19 protein-coding genes and 3 pseudogenes are annotated in these 20,048 nt (G+C 69.5%); 4 read left to right on the top strand and 18 right to left on the bottom strand.

All coding sequences use genetic code 11. The features are described 5' to 3' along the window. The 13 genes and pseudogenes from V7793_RS10820 to V7793_RS10770 form a co-directional block, all read right to left on the bottom strand. Window positions 1-1,607 (bottom strand): APC family permease (locus tag V7793_RS10820; RefSeq protein ID WP_336004873.1); only part of this gene is annotated, 1,607 nt, incomplete at its 3' end. A gap of 711 nt (window positions 1,608-2,318) precedes the next feature. Then, window positions 2,319-3,629: a lanthionine synthetase C family protein gene (locus V7793_RS10815; protein ID WP_336004870.1), complete on the bottom strand. Its 1,311-nt coding sequence runs from the start codon at window positions 3,627-3,629 to the stop codon at window positions 2,319-2,321. Continuing rightward, a complete protein-coding gene (locus V7793_RS10810; RefSeq protein WP_336004867.1) occupies window positions 3,626-6,802 on the bottom strand; it encodes a lantibiotic dehydratase in 3,177 nt (1,058 codons plus the stop codon). The genes V7793_RS10815 and V7793_RS10810 overlap by 4 nt, the downstream gene beginning before the upstream one ends. Before the next feature lie 101 nt (window positions 6,803-6,903). Next, entirely contained in the window at window positions 6,904-7,032 is a 129-nt protein-coding gene (locus tag V7793_RS10805) for a hypothetical protein (protein WP_336004864.1), read from the bottom strand. A 154-nt stretch (window positions 7,033-7,186) separates the two neighbouring features. Continuing rightward, the gene (locus tag V7793_RS10800; RefSeq protein ID WP_336004862.1) at window positions 7,187-7,333 is read right to left on the bottom strand and encodes a hypothetical protein; all 147 of its coding nucleotides are present in this window, start codon (window positions 7,331-7,333) and stop codon (window positions 7,187-7,189) included. Window positions 7,334-7,391: 58 nt separating this feature from the next. Continuing rightward, window positions 7,392-7,598: pseudogene (locus V7793_RS38205) on the bottom strand (NAD(P)-binding protein); the annotation flags it as partial. 67 nt (window positions 7,599-7,665) lie between these two features. Further along, on the bottom strand, window positions 7,666-8,169 hold the full coding sequence (locus tag V7793_RS10795) for an NUDIX hydrolase (protein ID WP_443057879.1): 504 nt from the start codon (window positions 8,167-8,169) through the stop codon (window positions 7,666-7,668). Continuing rightward, window positions 8,070-8,663: an NAD(P)-dependent oxidoreductase gene (locus V7793_RS38200; RefSeq protein ID WP_443057881.1), complete on the bottom strand. Its 594-nt coding sequence runs from the start codon at window positions 8,661-8,663 to the stop codon at window positions 8,070-8,072. Before V7793_RS38200 ends, V7793_RS10795 begins: the two co-directional genes overlap by 100 nt. Further along, entirely contained in the window at window positions 8,603-8,785 is a 183-nt protein-coding gene (locus V7793_RS38195; RefSeq protein ID WP_443057880.1) for a hypothetical protein, read from the bottom strand. The genes V7793_RS38200 and V7793_RS38195 overlap by 61 nt, the downstream gene beginning before the upstream one ends. Before the next feature lie 239 nt (window positions 8,786-9,024). Further along, on the bottom strand, window positions 9,025-9,231 hold the full coding sequence (locus V7793_RS10785; RefSeq protein WP_336004854.1) for a hypothetical protein: 207 nt from the start codon (window positions 9,229-9,231) through the stop codon (window positions 9,025-9,027). A gap of 61 nt (window positions 9,232-9,292) precedes the next feature. Beyond that, window positions 9,293-9,812: pseudogene (locus V7793_RS10780) on the bottom strand (hypothetical protein); the annotation flags it as partial. 2 nt (window positions 9,813-9,814) lie between these two features. Beyond that, window positions 9,815-10,240, bottom strand: a complete 426-nt coding sequence (locus V7793_RS10775) for a hypothetical protein (protein ID WP_336004851.1) — start codon at window positions 10,238-10,240, stop codon at window positions 9,815-9,817. A gap of 147 nt (window positions 10,241-10,387) precedes the next feature. Beyond that, window positions 10,388-10,726: a thioredoxin family protein gene (locus V7793_RS10770; protein ID WP_336004849.1), complete on the bottom strand. Its 339-nt coding sequence runs from the start codon at window positions 10,724-10,726 to the stop codon at window positions 10,388-10,390. Between the two features lie 951 nt (window positions 10,727-11,677). On the opposite strand from V7793_RS10770, the gene V7793_RS10765 reads away from it, so the two are divergent. Together V7793_RS10765 and V7793_RS10760 are read left to right on the top strand one after the other, a co-directional pair. Next, window positions 11,678-12,490 carry a phytanoyl-CoA dioxygenase family protein gene (locus tag V7793_RS10765; RefSeq protein WP_336004846.1) on the top strand — a complete coding sequence of 271 codons (813 nt, stop codon included), beginning with the start codon at window positions 11,678-11,680 and terminating at the stop codon, window positions 12,488-12,490. Window positions 12,491-12,592: 102 nt separating this feature from the next. Beyond that, window positions 12,593-12,922, top strand: a pseudogene (locus V7793_RS10760) (GyrI-like domain-containing protein); the annotation flags it as partial. Between the two features lie 272 nt (window positions 12,923-13,194). Here V7793_RS10760 and V7793_RS10755 read toward each other — a convergent pair. From V7793_RS10755 to V7793_RS10735, 5 genes are all read right to left on the bottom strand, one after another. Next, window positions 13,195-13,995 (bottom strand): GNAT family N-acetyltransferase, encoded by an 801-nt coding sequence (locus tag V7793_RS10755; protein ID WP_336004844.1) that lies wholly within the window; start codon window positions 13,993-13,995, stop codon window positions 13,195-13,197. 110 nt (window positions 13,996-14,105) lie between these two features. After that, window positions 14,106-15,635 (bottom strand): amino acid permease, encoded by a 1,530-nt coding sequence (locus V7793_RS10750; RefSeq protein WP_336004842.1) that lies wholly within the window; start codon window positions 15,633-15,635, stop codon window positions 14,106-14,108. Between the two features lie 293 nt (window positions 15,636-15,928). Continuing rightward, entirely contained in the window at window positions 15,929-16,057 is a 129-nt protein-coding gene (locus V7793_RS10745; RefSeq protein WP_336004841.1) for a hypothetical protein, read from the bottom strand. Window positions 16,058-16,123: 66 nt separating this feature from the next. Next, complete coding sequence (locus V7793_RS10740; RefSeq protein ID WP_336004839.1) at window positions 16,124-17,170, bottom strand: LLM class flavin-dependent oxidoreductase; 1,047 nt, start codon at window positions 17,168-17,170, stop codon at window positions 16,124-16,126. 120 nt (window positions 17,171-17,290) lie between these two features. Further along, window positions 17,291-17,791, bottom strand: coding sequence for a hypothetical protein (locus tag V7793_RS10735; RefSeq protein ID WP_336004836.1), 501 nt, complete (start codon window positions 17,789-17,791; stop codon window positions 17,291-17,293). Window positions 17,792-18,037: 246 nt separating this feature from the next. Here V7793_RS10735 and V7793_RS10730 point away from each other — a divergent pair, with 246 nt between their 5' ends. Further along, window positions 18,038-19,279 (top strand): hypothetical protein, encoded by a 1,242-nt coding sequence (locus tag V7793_RS10730; RefSeq protein ID WP_336004884.1) that lies wholly within the window; start codon window positions 18,038-18,040, stop codon window positions 19,277-19,279. Next, entirely contained in the window at window positions 19,251-20,027 is a 777-nt protein-coding gene (locus V7793_RS10725) for an alpha-ketoglutarate-dependent dioxygenase AlkB (RefSeq protein ID WP_336004834.1), read from the top strand. Before V7793_RS10730 ends, V7793_RS10725 begins: the two co-directional genes overlap by 29 nt. Window positions 20,028-20,048: the final 21 nt, after the last annotated feature.

The raw sequence follows: 20,048 nt of genomic DNA, 5'->3' as shown, positions 1-20,048 counted from the left end.
GGCACGTTGCCGCCCGCGCCGCCGAGCACCGGGTCCGGCCCCGGCAGACCCGCGCGGTGGGCCTGGACGCCCGCGCGCACGGCCCAGAAGTAGAAGCCCAGGGCCGACACACCCACCAACGCGGTGTCGAGGCCGCCCGGAATCACGCCGTGGCCGCCGAACTCCGGGCTGCCCAGGGCGGACAGCAGGGACAGCCACAGCAGGAAGCCCACCATCCACCACGCCGGCGCGAACTGGCGGCGCAGGTTCTCGCCACGGCGGCGCAGCACGACCGCCGCAATGGGGACCGAGACCAGCGTGAGCAGGGTGACCTTGCCGGTGTTGGGCCACTTCGACCAGTACAGGGCGCAGGCCGCGAAGGCGAAGATGAGCGGGCAGAGGACCTTGGCGGCGGGGAGCCGGAAGGGACGGGGCAGCTCCGGCTTGGTCTGCCGGAAGACGCCCACCGCGATCGGGCCCATCAGGTACGAGACGACCATCGCGGCGGAGACGACGCTGGCCAGGGCCTCCCAGCTGTGGCCGATGGTCAGCAGCAGGAGGACGGAGAAGCCCAGGTTGAGCCACATCGCCGGGCGGGCGACGCCGTAGCGGGGGTGCACCTCGGCGATCTTCTTGGGGAAGAAGCCGGTGTCGGCGAGGTTCTGCGCCAGGTAGGCGGAGGAGGCGACGTTGCCGATGTTGGCACCGTTGGGCGAGATGAAGGCGCCGAACTGGAGCATGGTGACGACCCAGTGCAGCATCAGCAGCTTGGCGAGGTCGGCGAAGGGCGAGGCGAAGTTGATGCCGCTCCACCCGCCGGCCTCGGCGAGCTTCTCCGGCGGGACCGCGCCGAGGAAGGCGACCTGCAGGGCCAGGTAGATCACCAGGCCGAGGGAGAGCGCGCCGACGAGGGCGAGCGGGATGGCCCGGCCGGGGTTCTTGGCGTTGCCGCCGAGGTTGACGACGGCCTGGAAGCCGTTGAAGGCGAAGACGACGCCGGAGGCGGTCACGGCGGTGAGGACGGCGGACCAGCCGTTCGGGGCGAAGCCGCCGTGCGCGGTGAAGTTGTCCGTGTGGAAGCCCGAGGCGATGAGCGCGCCGACCGCGAGGACCGGGATGGCGAACTTGACCAGCGTCAGCAGGTTGTTGGCCCGCGCCAGCAGCTCGACCGACCAGTAGCAGGCGAGCCACAGGGCGACGGTGAGGAACAGAGCCATCGCGATACCGGTGCCGGTGAGGCTGCCGTCGGCGACGAGCCCGCGGGCCCAGCCGTAGCTCCACGAGGACATGTACTGGGTGCCCGCGATGGCCTCGATCGGGATCAGCGAGGCGGTCGCGATCCACACGGCCCAGCCCGTGATGAAGCCGAGTACCGGTCCGTGCGAGATGGAGCCGAACCGGGCCATGGCACCGGGCAGCGGATAGGCGGCGCCGACCTCGGCGTAGGACATGGCGATCATGCCGATGAAGATCGCGCCGATCACCCAGGCGACCAGCGCGGCCGGGCCCGCGACCTGAGCCGCCTGTCCGGCTCCGAAGAGCCAGCCGGAGCCGAAGATGGACCCCAGCCCGATCATGATCAGGGCGAAGAGGCTGAGGCCTTTTCGATTGGCCGCGCTCACATCCACGACGTGCATTCCGTTCTGCCGGAGACAAAGTCCGACGGCAGCCCGTGCACCTCTCAGGTCCTGCGGCTGCCGCCCTTTTCGTCGGCTCGCGCCGCAGGACGACATCGTCTTCCGGGCCGAACCTTCCGAACTGGACGGAATTCAGCCGCGCGCAGCGAGAAGCGGCCCGGCGGCTCTGCCGAAATCATCCCCGGGAGCGGACACCGGGCGGCTGCGCACGACGAACCTGAGGAATTCGATCAGCGGTGGTCCGGGCTCACTGGCGACGAGATCACCGAGGACGCAAAAGCGACGCCCGTCATCGTACGACAATCGACGGAACGTCTCCAATCGCCGCTGGTCAGCCCTTATTTCCGGCGCGAGCACACCATTTCGTAATTGCCGAGTGACTGAGCACGTGCTTTCCGTGACTTTACCGAACGAATCAGTGGAAATACTTTTCCGGAACGCACACAAAACAAGGGCAGGCAGCGCACGAGCCGTCCGCGGCACGCGGGACCCTCGCCGCTCGCCCTGGGCAGCCACACGCATGCGGTCAGGTGGTCCCGGCGGCCGCGTCCAGGGCGTCGGCCCGGTGCCGCAGGTCGGCGTCCACGTCATCCCGGCCGGGCCCGTGCAGAGAGGTCGGGCCCGTGCAGATAGCAGATAGAGGCCGTCGGCCACCTCGCGCATCAGGACGGAGCCCGGTGGGCCCGACCGGGTGCCGAGGGCTCACGCGATCAGCAGGGCACGGTCCCAGCCCGTCGCCGGTGCCGTGTCCGTCGCGAAGGTGCGCAGGGCCAAGGCCGTGCCGGCCGCGCCGGTCAGAAAGCCGGCGCGGTCGGCCGGCAGGCCGCGCGGCGGGGGCCGGTGCCGCAGCCCGAACGGCTCGTCGGGCGCGGCCGAGCCGGTGACGCGCCGGGCGAGCCAGGGCAGGAGGTCGCGCAGGCAGGGATCCCCGGTGTCGTGGGCCATGCGCCAGGTGATCTGCAGGGCGCCGCCCCAGCCGTGGCACACCCCCGGATCCGTGTGCTCCTCGCGGTCCTCCCGCCGTGCCCGGGCGAGCTCCGAGCGGAAGCCGGCCAGGGCCGTGCTCCGCCACTCCGGTACGTCCAGGGCCCGGCCGGCGAGGTACAGCGCCCGGCAGACACCCACCGCTCCGTAGCACCAGGCCGGGCGGTCCGGGACGTCATCGGTGGCCGCGGCGGTGCCGCCCGCCGGGCGCAGGACGAGCGCCCTGGGCCAGCGGGTGCCCCGCTCGTCGTGGACACGGATGTCCACCAGCCAGTCGGCAAGTGTGCGCATGGCCGCTTCCTGGCCGGGGACCACGACGCCCTGTTCCCAGGCCAGGGCGAACAGGGCGAGCGGCCCCGGTGCCCCGTGCGCGAGCCCGGCGTTGGCGTGCCCGGCCTCGGGTGTGGTGGGCGGATAGCCGGCTCCGGGGCCCTGGGCGGTCCACCAGCCCGGCAGCGTGCGGCCGTCCTTCAGGCGTACGGGCACGGTCAGCGCCACCAGGGCGGCGAGCACGTCGGCCAGCGCGTCCCGGCCCGGAGCGTCGTCGAGCAGCTGGGCGCCGAGGCCGGTGAGCCCGGACACGACGTCGTAGGCGGCCATGGTCACGCACTCGCCGTCCCCGGGCCGGCGCCGCAGTTCCCGGGCGGCCGTGTCGCGGGCGTAGCGGCGGAGCTGGGCGCCGAGCCGTTCGGCGGCCTGCAGGGGACGGCCGACGGCCGACGCCGCGCGCGACAGGACGAAGGAGAGCGCGGGCACGCCGTAGTAGAGGCTGGGCCTGGGGGCGGCGGAGGGTGCCGTCGCGGCGCGTGCCGTCGCCTCGGCCAGCCAGCGGTGAGCGGTGCGCAGCGCCTCGGCGTCGGTGTGCCCGCGTTCGAGGTGCAGCAGGGCGATGCCGGGCAGGCCCTCGCTGAGGGTGAGGTCCTGCCAGGCGGGCCGGGAGGCGGGGTGGTGCGCCGCGACCCGCCATGGGTCGGTGAGCCGCTCCGCGATGTCGGCGGCCAGGGCTTCGGCAGCGCCGCGGGCGGTCACGCCCCCGCCTTTACCCGGCCGAGGTGTGCCCGTACCCGGCCGAGGTGCGCCCGCACGGCGGCGCGGGCCAGGGCCAGTGACTGCCGTTCGGCGGTGCGGTCGATGCCCGCGAGCCGGTTGTGGTGCATGTGCAGCAGGGAGGCCAGCGCGCGCTCATCCCCGCCCCAGCGCTCCGCCGGGGGCAGGGCGCGCAGCCGCCGTCCGTACGCGTCCACGGCGGTGGCGCGGCGGTCCCAGATCCGCAGCAGTTCGGCTCCGCCGGGGTGGCGGTCCAGGGCCTGCCAGCGGCCGTCGGCATCGAGGAGGCGGCGGGCGGGCTCCCGCAGGGCGGTGGGCGCGTCGTCGTGGCCATGCGCGGCGTCGTCACCCAGGAGGCGGAGCGCGCCGTCGGGCCGGCCGAGGAACCGGTGGTGGAGGTCGATGTAGTTCGCGGCCGCCAGGAGCCGGGTGTCGAGGGAGAGCGTGCCGGCGCGGAGCAGGGCGAGCTGCTCCAGGCAGGCCCTGCTGTCGGCGTCGAAGGCCGCTTCGGCGGCCGCCATGGCCGACGGGCCGCCGTAGCGCTCGAGTTCGGGGTCGTACGTGTCCAGGGCGAGCCGCCCGCACAGCCCCTGGTCCGCGAGGCGCGCCGCCCACTCCCCCAGGCGCGGCAGCAGCCGCCCGCCGAGGTCGGCGGGCTCTCCGTGGAAGCGCAGGCGCAGATGGGGGTCGGGGTCGGCGTAGCGCAGGTAGAACCAGCGGGTGCCGGACCCGTCCAGCAGGCCGGGCAGATGGGCGGTCAGGATTTCGTCGTGGCGCTCCGGCGAGCAGAAGAGCTTGGCGTACAGCCAGCGGGAGCCGGGGTGGTGGGCGGTGGCGGCCCGGCGCGGCGGCGGGGCAGTGAGCGGCTCGCGGGCCGTATCGGGAGCGGTCGTACGGACCATGGGGAAGGCGATCTCGGTGCGGTGCCCGGCGGACCAGCCGCTGCCGTACTCCTCGCCCTCCGGCGCCTCCTGCAGGTGCGCCGTGGGCCGGCGCCGCCACTCGTGCCGGAGCAGTTCCAGGTGCCCGTCGGAGGTCAGGTCGAGGGTGAGACGCTGGTCGCCGTGGACCGCCATGACCCGGTCGGGCACGTTCGCGCGCTCGCGCCAGGCGGTGAACAGCCGGCGCCACTCGGCCGGGCCGGTGGCCGGGTCGCCGGCGGCCGCGGGCAGGTCCGGGTCGGCCGGGTACCAGCGGGCCGGGGCCAGAACGGAGCGGCCGGAGCGCACGCGGGGCAGATAGGGCAGGGCGGCTGCCGCGCCCCAGTCCCAGATGGGCAGCGCCGACTCCCCGGAGCGGGGCAGCTCGGCCAGGAAGCGGGCCATTCCGGGGGCGTTGCCGCGCAGGCTGAGCATGCTCGGCATGGTGGGGACGACCTCCGCCGCCAGTGTGGCCGAGACGAGGGCGAGCCGGTCCGTCGTCGCCACCACGGCCAGGTCGTCCAGGCCCAGGGCGTACCGCGACGCCCGGTCCGTGAAGGCCGCTACCGTGATGACATGGTCCGTCCAGCGGGGGACGCGGCCCACATTGGCAGCCCGGCCATTGAGCGTGCGGAAGGCCAGTTGGGCGCGGACGGCACGCGGGTCGTGCGTGGGGACGGAGCGCAGCACCTCCCCGAAGCGCTGGGCTTCCTTGCCCAGGGCGGGCGCGAAGCGCCCGGCGACGGCGCCCGCGACCGCCGAGACGGCGCCGACCAGCAGCCGGAACCGGCCCTCGGCCATGGCCTCCAGGGACGCCGCGCGAACCTCGGCCACCAGATCGAAGGACGGCGGCGGCGCGAACCGCCTCCCTTCGGCGGCGGCCCGGTCGTCCCGCGACGGGCGGCCGGCTCCGGTCAGGCGGGCCACGCGCGCGTCGTCCAGGACGAGTTCGCGTTCCCCGGCCGTGGCCGCCTCCTGTGCCCAGGCCAGCAGCAGCCGGTCGCGGTCGTCGAGGCCCTCCGTGCCGGGCAGGGACCGGGACGCTGCCGGTGCGCGGTACTCCTCGGGGACACCCAGGCCTCGCTCGGCGTCGAGGAGTTCGGTCAGGGGGACGGTGCGCCCCGTTCCGTAGCGCTCCAGGAACCGGACGTGGTACGCGCGCAGATGCCGTGGCCCGGGGCGCGCGGCGGCCAGGGTCGCCAGGACACCGGCGGTGCGTTCCGCCTCGGCCCGTACGGCTTCGGGCAGCCGGGCCGTGACGTCCAGCCGGAGATCGGTCTGCACCAGGCGCTCGGCCGGGTGCGTCCGGCGCATGCGCGCCTCGGCCACGGCGAGGGCGGTCCGGCCCCGGCCCGGGGGCTGTGTCGCGTAATGGGCCAGTTCCCGCTCGACGAGTGCCAGTTCCCGCAGGACGTCCCGGCTCCGTACGGAGAGGCCCTCCCCTGCGTGCACCGCCAGGCCGAGGACGCCGAGGACATGGGCCAGCGGGTCGCTGTCGTCGATGGGCGGGTGCAGTTCCGTGAGCAGCACTCCGCGCCGGACCAGTTCGGTGAGCATCGCCCGGACGGTGTCCCCGTCCACGGCGGGGTATTCCTCCGTCATCCGCCGGACGAGCTCGGGCCAGGGCACGGGGGTACGGGCGAGCTCCAGCGCCCGCCGTACGGCGGGCGTGCGGCGCACGGTGATCTCCCGCACCGCCGGCCGCCGGAGGGGGGCGTCCGCCGGTTCGGGGACGAAGCCCAGCACCAGCCGGTCGCCGCGCACCGTGCACAGGTCGTTGGCCGTCACCCGCAGGGCCGCCAGGACGCCCGGGTCCTCCTCCAGGCGGCTGACGGCAGCGGTGAGCCATCCCATATCGGCCCGTACGGCCTTGGTGTGCCCCTGGCCCCAGCGGAATTCCGGGCGCTGCGCGAAGCCTGCGGTCGCCACGCCGGCCATGAGGCCGAAGGGGGTGGCCCGCTCGCTCATCCGCAGCGCGTAGCGCGCCAGGGCCCGCTCGGCGCGGCGTTCCTCCTTGGCCGTCAGGGGCGTGCCGGCCGCCGCCTTGTCCAGCACGGCGGACAGCGACGGGCTGGCGAGGGCGACGGCCTCGTGCAACAGTCCGTCCGCGGCGGCCCGCCGCGGGGACGGTGTCCCCGCCGGGTCAGGGGCCGTGTCCACCGGCCGTATCGCCGCTCTCAGGAGCACCACGTCGGCGCAGGCATAGCCGCCGTTCGTCTCGTCCGCCGACCCCATCACCGACACCTTTTCTCCGCTCCCGCTGGTCACCGTTTACGTGCGTGCGTGCCGTACGGGCGGGGGCGGGCCCCCGCCCGTACGGCGTCCACCGGGGCGGTTCAGCAGATACAACCCGTGCCCGCGTGGCACTCGTTGCTGGTGGGCAGGACCGCCCCCGCCTCGCCGGGCACGCCCTCGAGGGCCGGCGCCGCGATCTCTTCCACGTCCAGGTCGAACAGGTCGTCCATGGCGATTTCCTCTCTCGCATTCCTTTGCACCGCGCCCTGGTGGAGCGGTGGGAAGCCATGCTGGACCGGGCCGATCAACAAGCGGTCAACACAAGCCGAAGGCGACGGCGGCCCTGGGGTGGGGTGCCGCCGCCCTGGTACGAGCCACGAACTGTCAGGTGATGCCCTCGCCGAAGTGCGGGAGCATCCATCCGCCGAAGTCGGCCGGGGCTTCCGAAGGCCTGTCGAGCAGGCCCGTGATGCACTCCAGAACGTCCTCGGGGGCCGGCGCCGCCAGATTTCGCTGGAACGAATAGGGCACCCCGGTGTTCGCCCCGCAGGATGTAGGACTTCCGCTCGCGGTGCTCGACCTCCGAGCCCATCAGCCTCTCGACAAGGACGCCGAAATCCCCGTAGCTGCCGAAGACCGCATGCCCACCCTGATCCCAGGTGAAGCCGGCCAGGTCTCGGAAGGAGGCTGCCAGACCACCGGGGTGACCTTCGCGCTCAAGAACGAGCACCTCCTTCCCCTCCTCTCGCAGGGTGTGCGCTGCCGCCGGTCCACACGGCCCCGCGCCCAGGACCATGGTGCTGTAATTCCTGGTCATGAAGTTCTAGGTCCCCCGAATCGTCTTCCCCGCGCGATGCCGTCCGTCACTCGGCGGTCGTGTGCTCCCGTCCTACCGGCTCGATCCGCGAGACCAGCTGGTCCTCGCCCCCCTCAACCCGGCGGTACAGCCACGCCGTTCCGGCCGGCGCGCGCCCGCTCAGGTACTCCACGACGGGCTGGTGGTGCGGCAGGCCCGTGGTCTCCGTCATGACTCGGATGGCTTCCTCAACGGGGAAGAACCGGGCTTCCATGACATCACCAGACGGGTCATCGGCCGCGGAAACCTCTCCTTCCCACTCGTCGTATTCGAGCGCGCACAGGATCGCCGACGGGTAGCGGGGGGTGTCGTGGTGAACGATGAAGGCCATCCCCTTGGGTTCGCCGACCTTGATTCCGGTCTCCTCAAGGAGCTCCCGGCGCAGGGCTTCGTCGAACAGTTCCCCTGCCTTCACACCGCCTCCAGGGAGAGACCAGACGAGGGGCCCCTCGTCCGCGATGGCCTCTCGCACCAGCAGGATCCCGTCCTCCGCTCGAACAACACCCGCCACCACCTGGACGCGCGGACGGATCTTCCGCTCTCTGCTCTGTTCCTGACCGGTTGCCTCGCGCACGAGTCCATCCATTCCTTGATCGTGGTGGTGCCCGGTGCGGCAGTGCGTACGCTCGGCCGCGCGGGGGTCATCATGTGTACCGGATGCTCGCCCCTGAAGACGCGCAAGAAGTCATCGGCGATCACATCCGCGACGGCCAAGTTCCCGTCCCGCGTGCGACCTGCGATGCAAGGAGGGTGGACGACGTTGTGTCGCCCGATCAACGGATCGTCCGCAGGGAGGGGTTCCTCGTCGTACACGTCCGCGTCCCAGACCGGTTCGCCGGCCATCACGCGTTCGTGCAGGGCCTTCGTGTCGATCGCCGCGCTCCGGGTCACGGTGACGACGATCGCGCCGTTCTTCAGGGGGGCCCGGACGAGATCACGGTCGATCACACCCGTGGCACCGGGCGAATCCTGAACGGCGATGACAAGGACGTCGCACTCACGCACCAACTCGTCCAGGCCGACCTGCTCGGCACCCACGCGGGCAAACCCTTCCGGTACCGGTAGGGATCGTGGGCAAGTACCCGGGCACTCATTCCAGAGCACCATGAGGCGAGCTTCAGGCCCACTTCACCCAGGCCCAATACACCGACGGCCTTCCCGCCCACAGTGCCGTTCACGAACCGCGGATCATCGCAAGACTGGACGTACGGGTACGCTCACGGGCTGAACCCGTCGGCAACCTGTCGGCAACCCATCGGTGCCAGTTGGGAATCCGTCGCATGGCACACAGCACCAGGGCCGGCCCGCACCCGGCGACCGAGACTGCCCGGCCGGAACTCCGGTCGACGAACGGAATCCGGCGCTCCTACAGGGTTTCGATGCTCGGGATCTCGAGGTTGTCCGTCGCGCTACCGACCACCACCAGACCTTCGGCCCGCGCGATCGCATGCTCGCTGAGGTCACCTCCGAAGAGGGCCACAGCATCCATGGACTCCCAGTCGACGGTGTTCAGGTCCCGCTCGCGCACGTCGACGTGTTCGATGCCGCAGGTAGGGCTCAGGCGTTCAGTCAACCTGTCGCCCAGATACGCCCACGCTCGTCACGTAGTTCCTGCCGGTGCTCTTGGTCGCGGGGTGAGCGATCTGCAGGTCGCCGTGTGTGAACACCGGAGTCCACGGCCGGAGCGCGGCCTCGGCGACCTGGCGGTTGCGGATGACCAGGTCGGCGGGCAGGACGTCGTTCGTCACAAGCCACTCGCACTCGCCGTGAAGCTCCGCCGCCAACTCGTTGAGGCCCCGGCCGGCCCGGCCAGGCCGGGGCGGCAACAGCGCGTCATGCAGCCTCCGGATGGCGGCACCCACCATGGCCCACGCCGCCGGGGACGCGGTCCACGGCTCGCCGAGGCGCCGAGTGCCGTCCCCGGGACCGCGGCGATCGCGAGCACGGGCGGCTTGCGCCACAGGACCTCCGGGGTCGGGACCGGTGCCAGGGCCATCGCCTCGACCTCGACGTCGATGCGCGCCTGATCGGCGTCCACCTTCAGGAACACGTCGCCACACGCAGGGTCGCGCGCTCGGAATGGGCGACGACGACCTTGAGGGGCGGAGACCGGTGTCTTCTGCCGCCAGCTCGCCAATGCCGACCACCGTGCATGCTCATTGGTCGGGCTGCTGCCACCTGCTCAGGAGGCTGCTCGCTTCCTCGCTGATCGATTCGTCGGCATCAGACATCAATGCCGCACAGAGCACCCTGAACCGTGTGAGATTGGCGAGGGACCCATAGCAGACGACGTCGATTCCGGCCTGGAGCTGATCAGCGGTGCCGACGTCGTCCGCCCCGACGAGCGCGGCCAGAACCAAACGCCAACCGCAGACGTCCCACCGCTCCAGCAGGGCTTCCGCCGTCTCTTGCGTGACCCCGGTGTCCTGGTCCAGCAGCAGCCGATACAGGGCGTCAGCTGCCTGGGCAACATCTGCGGCAGCGGCCAGACGCCGCCCGGCGGCCGCCCTCACGGCCCAGGAGGTCGAGTGGACATCCTCAATGGCTGACCTCAACTCAGCGTCAATCTCGGACCGAACCATGTAGCCACCTTGGCACAGCACCCCGGACACCCGCCCCTCGGCCTTCACGGGGCGGCGGAGGACATGATCAACCCCGGCCGTCCGTAGCCACCCAGGACGTTCGTCCCGGTTCGCCTACCCGGCTGGGGCAGAGCGGGCGGCGGCCGGTCAGAAGTGCGCGATCAGGAAGTCCCGGAGCTCGGCGTGGGTCATCGGCCCCGCGCTGCGTGCCGCCACTTCACCTTCTCTTAGCAGGACGACGGACGGGGCCCCGGTGACGCCGTACCGCTTGGTCGCCTTCGGGCAGCGGGTGATGTCGATCTTGATGACCATCAGGAGGTTCGCGTACTCCTCGGCGATCCGACCTACGACAAGGTCCATTGCCCGGCACGCCTCGATCGCCTTCGGCCACGTCCCGGAGAAGTAGGCGAGGACCGGGCCATCGCTCATCCTGAGGACGAAGTCGACCTCCTCGTCCTCCAGTGGTTGATGAACGCGCCTAGGCATCGATGGCTCCTGACCTCGTGATCCACGTATCGGGGCACCATCATCGCCTGTGGCAGGCGTGTTCGATGCAGACCGCGGCCGGGTCCCGGTCTTCGCCCCGTCCGAGGCGCGGGTCGGCGAGAAGCCAGTCCCGAAGCGATTGGCGGCCTGATCGATGCCTTTGAGGTGACGGCGGCGCGTCCCGATGACGCCCGCCATCACCTCACCGCACACCGTTCCTGAGCCCTACCCCGCCACCACCCCCGCGGATCGTGCTCCGCCGACGCACACGCCGCCGCTCAGCGCGCCCAGGGCGCCCAGGGCGCCGATGACTGTCCAGCCCCAGCCGAGTGTGACCGGGCGCTTCAGTCGACCCCTGAGCGCTGCAAGCGGCAGCCCGGATCCGGGCTGGGGCTGGGACTACTCGCTGACCGTCATACCGACCGGAAGCGAATGTGAGCTGGATCTCGGTGGAGGTTGACCGACCTTGGGGCAGGAACTGGACGCTCGTCGCAGCGGCATGACACCGGCCCGGGCAACCGATGTGAAGGGGCAACATACCCACCAACCTTTCCGGCCAGGGGCAGCAAGTGCGGCGCGGGCAGATCTCCATCGCCATCAGCTGACGTCTCCCTGGTGGGCGGCCGGAGCAGCGGCCGCCCAGTCGTCACCGTGGTCAACCCGCCCGAGCGGGCCGTCGACGGAAGAGCTGACGCGGCGTTGTTGGCGGAATCGCAGCAGAGGCTTCTGAGACAAAGCACAAAGGAATGGGTGCCCCAGATCCAGTAGGCGGGGCCCGCGGGCGCGCATGCTGCCGCGCGGTGGCGAGCGAGTCGTGGGCCACGTGGTCCTGTGAACACGGAGCGGTCGCCTCTCGTCTCGGAGGGGCGGGAAGCGGATCGCTGATCACCCGACGAAGGCGGTGCGGAGAATGTCGGGTGAGCGGGGCCGGTGTCGCCGCACGATGGGGGCATGGATGACACGACCTTGGTATCCCGCTTCCTCCGCGACGGCTTCGTGAAGCTGGAAGGCGCCGTCGCGCCGCGCGTGGCCGCGGACTGCGCGCGGTTGCTGTGGCGGGAGACGGGCTGCGACCCGGAGGATCCGTCGACGTGGACGCAGCCCGTGCACTGGGTGGCCGGCATGGCTCAGGGGCCGTTCGCCGCCGCACCCAACTCCCCGTCCCTGCAGCGCGCGTACGACCTGCTCGTCGGCGCGGGACGTTGGGAGCCGCGCTACTCGCTGGGCACGTTCCCGCTGCGCTTCCCGCACGAGGAGGAGCCGGACGACGCGGGCTGGCACATCGAGGGGAGCTATCTGCCGGAGGGCGAGAGCTGGTACTTCACAAATCTGCGCTCCCAGGGCCGGGCGCTGCTGATGCTGTTCCTGTTCAGCGACGTCGGTGAGGAGGACGCCCCGACCCGGATCCGGGTCGGCTCACACCTCGACGTGCCGAAGGTTCTGGAGAAGTACGGGGAGGACGGGGCGAGCGGGCTGACCCTCGCACCCGACCTGGTGGCGGTGTCCGGCCACCGGCCACTCGCCCTCGCCACCGGGTCCCCGGGCGACGTCTTCCTGTGCCATCCATTCCTGGTGCACGCGGCGCAACCGCACCATGGGATGCGGCCGCGCTTCATGGCCCAGCCGCCGCTGATGCCGGCCGCGCCGTATGAACTGGAACGCGCCGACGGTGCGTACTCACCCGTGGAGATTGCGATCCGCCGGGGCCTGGGGAAGGACACTCCCGGTCCGGACGGGAACGGCGCCGACCGCAGTGCCAGGTAGACGTGTTCACGACCATCGCGGGCACGGTGGTCGTGAAGAGGGAAGGGAGGGAGGAAGGAGGAAGGATGCCGAGAATGCTGGAGCGGCTGAACCAAGCCATGGCGCCTGGAGAAGCTGTCGGACCAGGAGCCGCACGGCATCGTCGCGGTCTGCGACGGCATGGAACCCAGCCGCGCCGAGAGCACTGAACTCGACTACCACTACGGCGTGATCATCTCCGTGGAGCCCCTGGGCGGTCTTCACCACCTCCGGGCGGGCGCCGCAGGCCATCCAGGAGCTGTGGCGGGACGTTTTCACCGAGTGGTTCCCGTCGAACCCGTATCGCACACCCGCACCAGCCCTGAGCTCCTGCGCACGCGCCTGTCGTCGCAGAATGCCGGCGCCGACGCCGGCGCCGAACCATGGCTCCCGGTGGAGCCCGAGCACAGCTGAACACAGCTGAACAGAGCGGCAAGCCCCCGGGCAGGCATGTGCGAGCGCTTCGATTGGCCTTTCGCGCGCCAACCGCAGCCGTCCGTCACATCGAGATGCCAGTGCGGCCAGAGCGGCTGGGAAGCCGTCCCGACCGCGACCGAGTCGAAGTCGAGCGGTCACAGGATCCGCCGGACAGGCCCTATCCAGCTGAAGCCCCACCAGCCGAACCCTCAGGCCGGCACGCCCGAAATCAATAGTCGACACCGCCGCAAAAGAGCTGCCTCGCCGGATCAGCCTTTCAGGCCGTAGAAGTGAATTGGTGTGTTCGGCTTGAATCCGATGCGCGGGTACACGGGGGCTCCGGCGGCGGTGGCGTGCAGCGTGGCGCGGGTCAGCCCGGTGGCCCGCGCACCTTCGTAGAGCGCCTTGCGGGTGACCGCCTCGCCGTAGCCCTTGCGCTGCCACCGCGGGTCCGTGGCGACGAATGCAACGAACAGGCGGCCTTGTGCTTCGACCGTGGCGGCGCAGGCCACTGGTTCGTCGCCTCGCATGGCCAGGTAGGCGTACACCTCGTTCTTCCAGAGCTCGGATCCGGCCAAGCCGTCGCGGCCCTCCTCCAAGGGGAACCCGTACGCGCGTGATTGGAGGTCGGCGTAGGCCTGCAACTGCTCCTCGGTGCGCACACGGGTGAACGTCAGGTCGGGGTGGGCCGGCTCGGGGATGGGCAGCAGCTCACCGGCCATGCCCGTCCCGGGGAAGGCGTACTGGAGACCGGCCTGCTCCGCTGTCGCCTCCAGCACGGAGCGGGCCTGGTCGTCGAGGAGGCCTTCGAAGAGCCACAAGAAGCCCGCGTGCTTCTTCGTCCGCATGATGCCCGCAGCCTGGCCCAGACGGTGCCTGAGGAGCTCTGCTCCCGCTTCCGCCTCGGTCAAGGTGATGCAGTTGAAGAACCCGAACCGGCTGTCGGCCCAGCGCACAGCGATGCCCGGAAGGTCACGCACGTCCGCGTCTGCGTCGCGGTCGAGCACCATGGTCCGCCAGGCCGTGGTGAGCTGCTGTACCGATTCGATGGACTCCGCGGAAACGGTCACGGTGCCTCCATGACGTGTTGTGTGTGGAGAGGTCCCTGAGCAGGTGGTGGATGTCTCTGGTGCCTCCGCGGCAGTGGGGACTCTGCCGGCGACGTGCGGATGCGAGGTCATCAGCTGATGTTTTCAGCTTCTTCGGTCTGGTCGTGGGCGTTCGCCGTGCTGGAGCGGGGCACTCCGTAGGAACGGCGTCCGAAGCGCCACCACACGGCGGCCATGGCGAGGGCCACCAGCAAGGCGACGGGGGTGTAGTTGAAGCTCACGGCGGTGACGGGGCTGGACTGCGGCAGGAGGAACAGCACTGTTACCCCGGCTGCCCAGAGCACCGCCACCCAGCCGATCGGGCGGCTCCAGCGGCCCAGGTGCCAAGGCCCGGGGGTGAACCGGTCCGAGTGGCGCAGTCGCAGCAGCACAGGGATGGCGTAGGCCGGGGTGAAACCTACGACGGATATCGCGGTCACTGCTGAGAACGCCGTGGCGGAATACAGGGACGGCAGGGCCAGTACGAAGGCGACACCGACGGCGAGCCAGACAGCGTTGGCCGGAATGGCCGTACGGCGGGTGACCTTCCGCCAGCGCGCCGAGCCGGGCAGGGCGCCGTCCCGGGCGAAGGCGTAGATCATGCGGCTGGCGGAGGCGGTGACGGTGTAGCCGCACAGGAACTGCGCGACGATGATCACCAGCAGTAACGCCTTCGCGGTCGCCACGCCCAGAGCGTCCAGGAAGATCTGCGCCACCGGCACCCCGGTCTGGCTGCCCAGGGTCCCGCCATAGTCCTGGATGGCGAACAGCAAGGCAGCCAGCAGGATGCCGCCGGCGATCCAGGACACCGCCACCGAGCGGACGATCCCGCGCGCCGCGGCCACGGAAGCCCCACTGGTCTCCTCGCTCAGGTGGGCCGAGGTGTCGTAGCCGGCCAGGGCGAAGCACGGCAGCAGCATGCCCAGCAGGATCACGTAAACGGGGCTCGACCAGCCGGTGTTGTTGGTGAACTCCGAGAACACGAAGCCGGCCGGCTGGTGGTGGGAGGGGACGAGAGTCAGAGCGCCGATGATGACGACGGCCCCGGCCAGGTGCCACCACGCGCTCAGAGAGGTCAGGAAGTTCATCAGCCGGCTGCCGAAGAGATTCAAGGCCGCGTGCAGCGCGAGGATGACCGCGAAAAGGACCAGCAGGGACCCCGGTGTCGGCACAAAGCCGAACTGCAGGTTCGCCCAGGCGGCGGTGAAGGTCGCGATGCCGTAGTCCTGGGCCGCGATCCCGCCGAGCAGCCCCAGAAGGTTGAGCCAGCCGGTGTACCAGCTCCACCGCTCACCGCCGAGCTGGCGGGCCATGTAGTACAGGCCACCGCTCGTGGGGTAGCGGGAGGTGATCTCGGCCAGCGCCGCGGCCAGGCACAGCACCAGCGGCCCCACGGCGAGCCACCCCCACACCACCACTGCGGGCCCACCGCTGTTCAGGCCGTAGCCGAAAAGCAGCAGTGTCCCGGACATGATGGAGATGACCGACAAGGAGGCGGAGAAGTTGCCGAAGGCGCCCATACGCCGGTGCAGTTGCTGGGTATAGCCGAGCTCCTTGAGTACGCGCTCGTCATCGTCCGGCGGCTCGGACCGCTGCCATCGTGTATGTGCTGATGTACTCATCGAGAACTCCGCACAGAGACAGGAAGGGAAGGGGGAAAAGGGGATAGGCGGCGGGGTGCGCTGGGCCGTCAGCGCGGCACGGTGGAGACCGCCCGCGGAGCCAACAGGTATGCACGGCCGTCTTCCCCGTTCGGCGGCGGGCTTGACCACGGCAGGCAGACGCTTCGGGTCGCTTCGAACTCCTCCCACCCACGGTCCGGGTCGTGCGCGATGTAATGCGACGGAACCAGGGTGCCGTAGCCGCCGACGGCCTGGAAGACGGCAGCCGCTTCCTTCAGGAAACCGCCTGCCGTCTACGCATGGGCCAGATACTTCGGATCGGTTGAGGAACCGGCCACCGGGTCGCAGCGGCCGAACCAGCCCTCGAATGCCTTGGCGATATCCGGAGTGTTGGATTCATTGACCCACCACAGGCTCAGCATGTCGTCACTACTGCTCCGCCGAGCCCGGTACTGCTCGACAATCCGGCGGCCGTCCTTCGCTGAGCGTCAGGCCAGCAGCCGTGCGAGCTCGGCCATTTCGGTCTCCGGGTCCACGACGGGCTGGATCACCAGCTCGTCGACCCCCGACTTCTCCAGCGCGTTGATCCGCTCGGTGACCTCGTCCCTGGTACCGACCAGGCCGAATTTGTCCACCAGGGAGGGCACGATGAGCTCGCGTTCCTCGGGGGACAGCCGACCCAGGTAGTTGCGGTAGAGCGCCTGGTGAAGCTTGGGATCGGTGGGGGTGGTGCCGCGCAACCGGAGCAGACGGTCGACAGCCGCGGTCTCTTCTGGAGGGAGGGCCGCGCGGAAGGCGGGGTTCTCCGCGCCGAGGATCAGTGCGCTCAGGGCGATGTGCCCCATCGAGTTCTTGACCGGATCTCCGTAGCGGTCCTCGCCGTCGGCGAGGACGTGCAGGGAGGACATGAGATACGAACGGGTCTTCTCGGCGCTGCCCGCGTCCCGCACCGCCGCCCGCCGGGCCTGGCCGAGGGCGGACCAGGCCGCGGGGTCGTGCATCCCGAAGGAGATCACCCCCGCGCCGAGCCGGCCGGCGACCGAGGCAGCCTTCAGGCCGAACGCGGCCACGACGAACTCCACGGGAGCCTCGGTGTTGACGTACGGCCCGACGTGCAGGAATCGCACCCTGCTGGACCGGGTCCCCTCGCGGTAGTCCGACTCGCGACCCGCGGTGAGATCCTGCAGGGCGGCCGTGAACGACTCCAGCTCCGCCATCTTCACAGGCCGCATGCCGAGCGTACGGCGCGCCGTGTTGCCGGTGCCGACCCCGCAGATGATGCGGCCGGGGGCGAGGGCGTTGAGGCTGCTGACGGCCGCCGCCGCGGCTGGCGCGGAACGCAGTGCCGGTGAGGTGACACCGATGCCGAGCCTGATCCGGTGGGTGGACTTGGCGCAGAGTGCGAGGCTCACGAACGGATCGCCATGGATCATCGGCGTGTCGTACACCCAGAAACTGTCGAAACCGAGTTCCTCCGCGCGGGCGGCCAGATGTTCCACACCCGGCCCTGCTGACATGACGATGCCGGTTCGCATGGCGACTCTCCTCGCCGTCGAGTGAGGTGGCTGAACCACTCCAGTTGCAGTTCACTGTCGTCCATGGCCAAGGTCAAGGCCATGCTCCCCAGTGCCGCTGATGGGCCTACCACAGCAGTTTCAGGATCGGAAGGTGCCGGGCGACATGGGGGAGCTTCGTGCGGAGGACCCGCGGGTGGAGCAACAACCGGCCACCGGTGAGGAGACGCCGAGTCGGCTGATCATCACCGGCGAAACGGTCGACGGGGTGCCGACCGAGTCCGGGGATGGACGACGAACGCGACCTTCCCGCCCCGGCCCGTTTCCATACATCGGATGCCCGGGCATTCCCCCGCACTCGCCGGCGTCGGGAAGTGCCGGCGGCTCTTCGCGGTCGCGCCGCCGTTCTGTCATGCCCTCCTCCTGAATGTTCTGCAGTCTCTCGACGGTCAGCCCGCTCAAGCGGCCATCTTCGCGGCCAGGCCCTGGACTCCCGCCTCGGACGCTGCCGTGGAAATGCTCGACGAGCCGCCGTACGGCCTCGACCACCTGCTTGAAGTCGACCTGGCTCAAGGCGTCCTCGAAGTGTGGTCGTGCCGGCTCCTGCGTGAGGTTCTTGCGCATCAGGCAGACCACCAGCATCACCGACTGGTATGCCCGATCTCCACGGGCCGTCCGCCCGGCCTCACGACCTCGCCGAGCAACTCGGCACACCCCCCGTACAGCAGAACCCGTTGCCCCGCTTTCGAACCCCGTGAGAACATCAAGGTTCAACGGTCCGTCTCCTTTTTTCGTTACGCTTCGCAACTCAAATGAAAGAGCGCGGCCGTTGCCATGTCCGCCGTTTTGAGCAGTCCACCACGATCTGCGAATGGGAGATACTGTTTGATGCACACAGCCGGGCCGACAGAAGCCTGTATCGAGGATGCGAGCAACATCTTGGTCGCGCCTTCGACGTTGCAATCCGATAACTTGATCAGGGACTTCTTCGGGTCCACGATCACACCGGAGGACCTCGCTTCCGGTTCGTCCGACCTCACGCAGAAGACCGTCTACCTGTGTGGGGACATATCCGGGATCAGCGGCTGCCAACTACATGCGGCTGCCCGGGTATTCGTCATCCGAGACCTGTCACACGGCTACCACGAGGGCGTCGACAGCCCTTGGGTCCTCGTCGACCTCGGCCGAGTTCCCATGCGTGTACACGGAGTCGGCGTGTACTACCGCCGCTTTTTCGGACTCGGCGCCGATCACTTCGGCCGGATCCATGCGGAGCACGCGTTCCAGTCCCTGACGGAATCCACCAAGCCTGGAACAGCTCATCGCAGCGGGATTTACCTGACGCCCGTTGCACGAAACGGTGACGAACTGCATTTCCGCCTACTCCGGTGCTCCACGAATCTCTCGGGGCCGACCGAGAGCTTCCGCCTGACCGACACGCGCATCGTCGAAGCTCTGAACCGCGAAGCCGCCACCGTCTTCCGGAACCAGGCGCCGCTCAATCACGTCCTCGCTCAGACCTACCACAACACCCGTGCCACGGCCGAGCGCAAGCAGTCCAAGGCCAAGATCTCGGCCCATGCCGACAAGACCAAGGACATGCCTGTCAATGGCATCATGGCCTTCTGTACCTTCTATGACCGGCTCGACAAGCTGCAGCCTCTGGCCGAAGATGCCTTCGACTACGGTGTGAAGGGTGCCAGCGGGCTGACCAAACTCCATTTTCGCCTCAAGGAGCCGATCGAAGAACGCGACGGGGGCGCGCTCCCCTCGCAGTTCCCCCTGACGCTCTATCCCGGCTCCGTGTTTTTCATGCCGCTGTCCACCAACCGTCTGTACACGCACGAAATCCGACCCTCAGCGTTGGACGCCGAGTTGCTCCCGACCCGCCTGGGATACGTGGTGCGCTGTTCGAGCACCGAAGCCGTTCACAAGAACGGGCACACGTTCCTCAAGTTGGCCGGGGATTTGGTGAAGCTGGGGACGCCCACACCGGCCGGCATGAACGAGCTGCGCAGGCTGTACGCCGAGGAGAACAGGACCTCGTCCTTCATTGATTACGGCGAGGAATTTCTCTTCAGCATGAACACGGGAGATTACCTTGCCCCCCGAGTCCAGGATCTCGGATGAGATCCTTTCGTGCACTTTGCCAATCGAGGATAATCTGTTTGCGGAACTGTCCGCGTCGGCTGGTTTCGAAGACCTAGGAAAAGGCCGGCGAGGCGCTACCCTTGCCAAGATCGACGAGGCGGGTGGCGTGCCTCTCATACGCACTACTACTCGGTACAGCAGCCCGACGCAGCGTTTCCAGGCGGTACACGAACGGCTGGCGCAACAGATTCAAGAACGTGCGGCGCTTCCAGTCGGCTTCAACAACGCTCTCATCGAGATCTACACGAACGCCTACAGGACCATGGGCAGCCACTCCGACCAAGCCCTCGATCTGGCCAACGGGTCCTCTATCGCCGTCTTCTCCTGCTACCAGCATCCCGAATCGAGCCCGCCAAGGAAGCTGATCTTCGAATCAAAGGGGTCCGGTGACGAGAAGTTCGAGATCCCTCTCACCCACAACAGTATCGTCACGTTTTCCGTCGACTCGAACCGGCGACTCAGGCACAAAATCGTACTGGACGCGCCCGGCCGGACGGTGGACAGCCGATGGTTGGGCGTAACCTTTCGAACGTCAAAGACCCTCCTTCGGTTTCGCGACGGACATGCTCACCTCCCGCAGGGTGCGCGCCTCATGTCGGCCGACGATGAACAGAGGTACGAGTTTTACCGCCTACGGCGCCGCGAGAACAATGAAACGGACTTCATCTACCCCCCGCTGACGTACACCATCAGCGAGAGCGATCTGATGCCGCCCATCTGGCCTTGAGGGTTTTTGAATAGCCCTCCT

It is taken from the genome of Streptomyces sp. KLMMK (assembly GCF_036961605.1).
GTDB classification, from domain to species: domain Bacteria; phylum Actinomycetota; class Actinomycetes; order Streptomycetales; family Streptomycetaceae; genus Streptomyces; species Streptomyces telluris.
The sequence above is the reverse complement of the archived record's forward strand: the minus strand, read 5'-3'. Positions and strand labels throughout refer to the sequence as shown.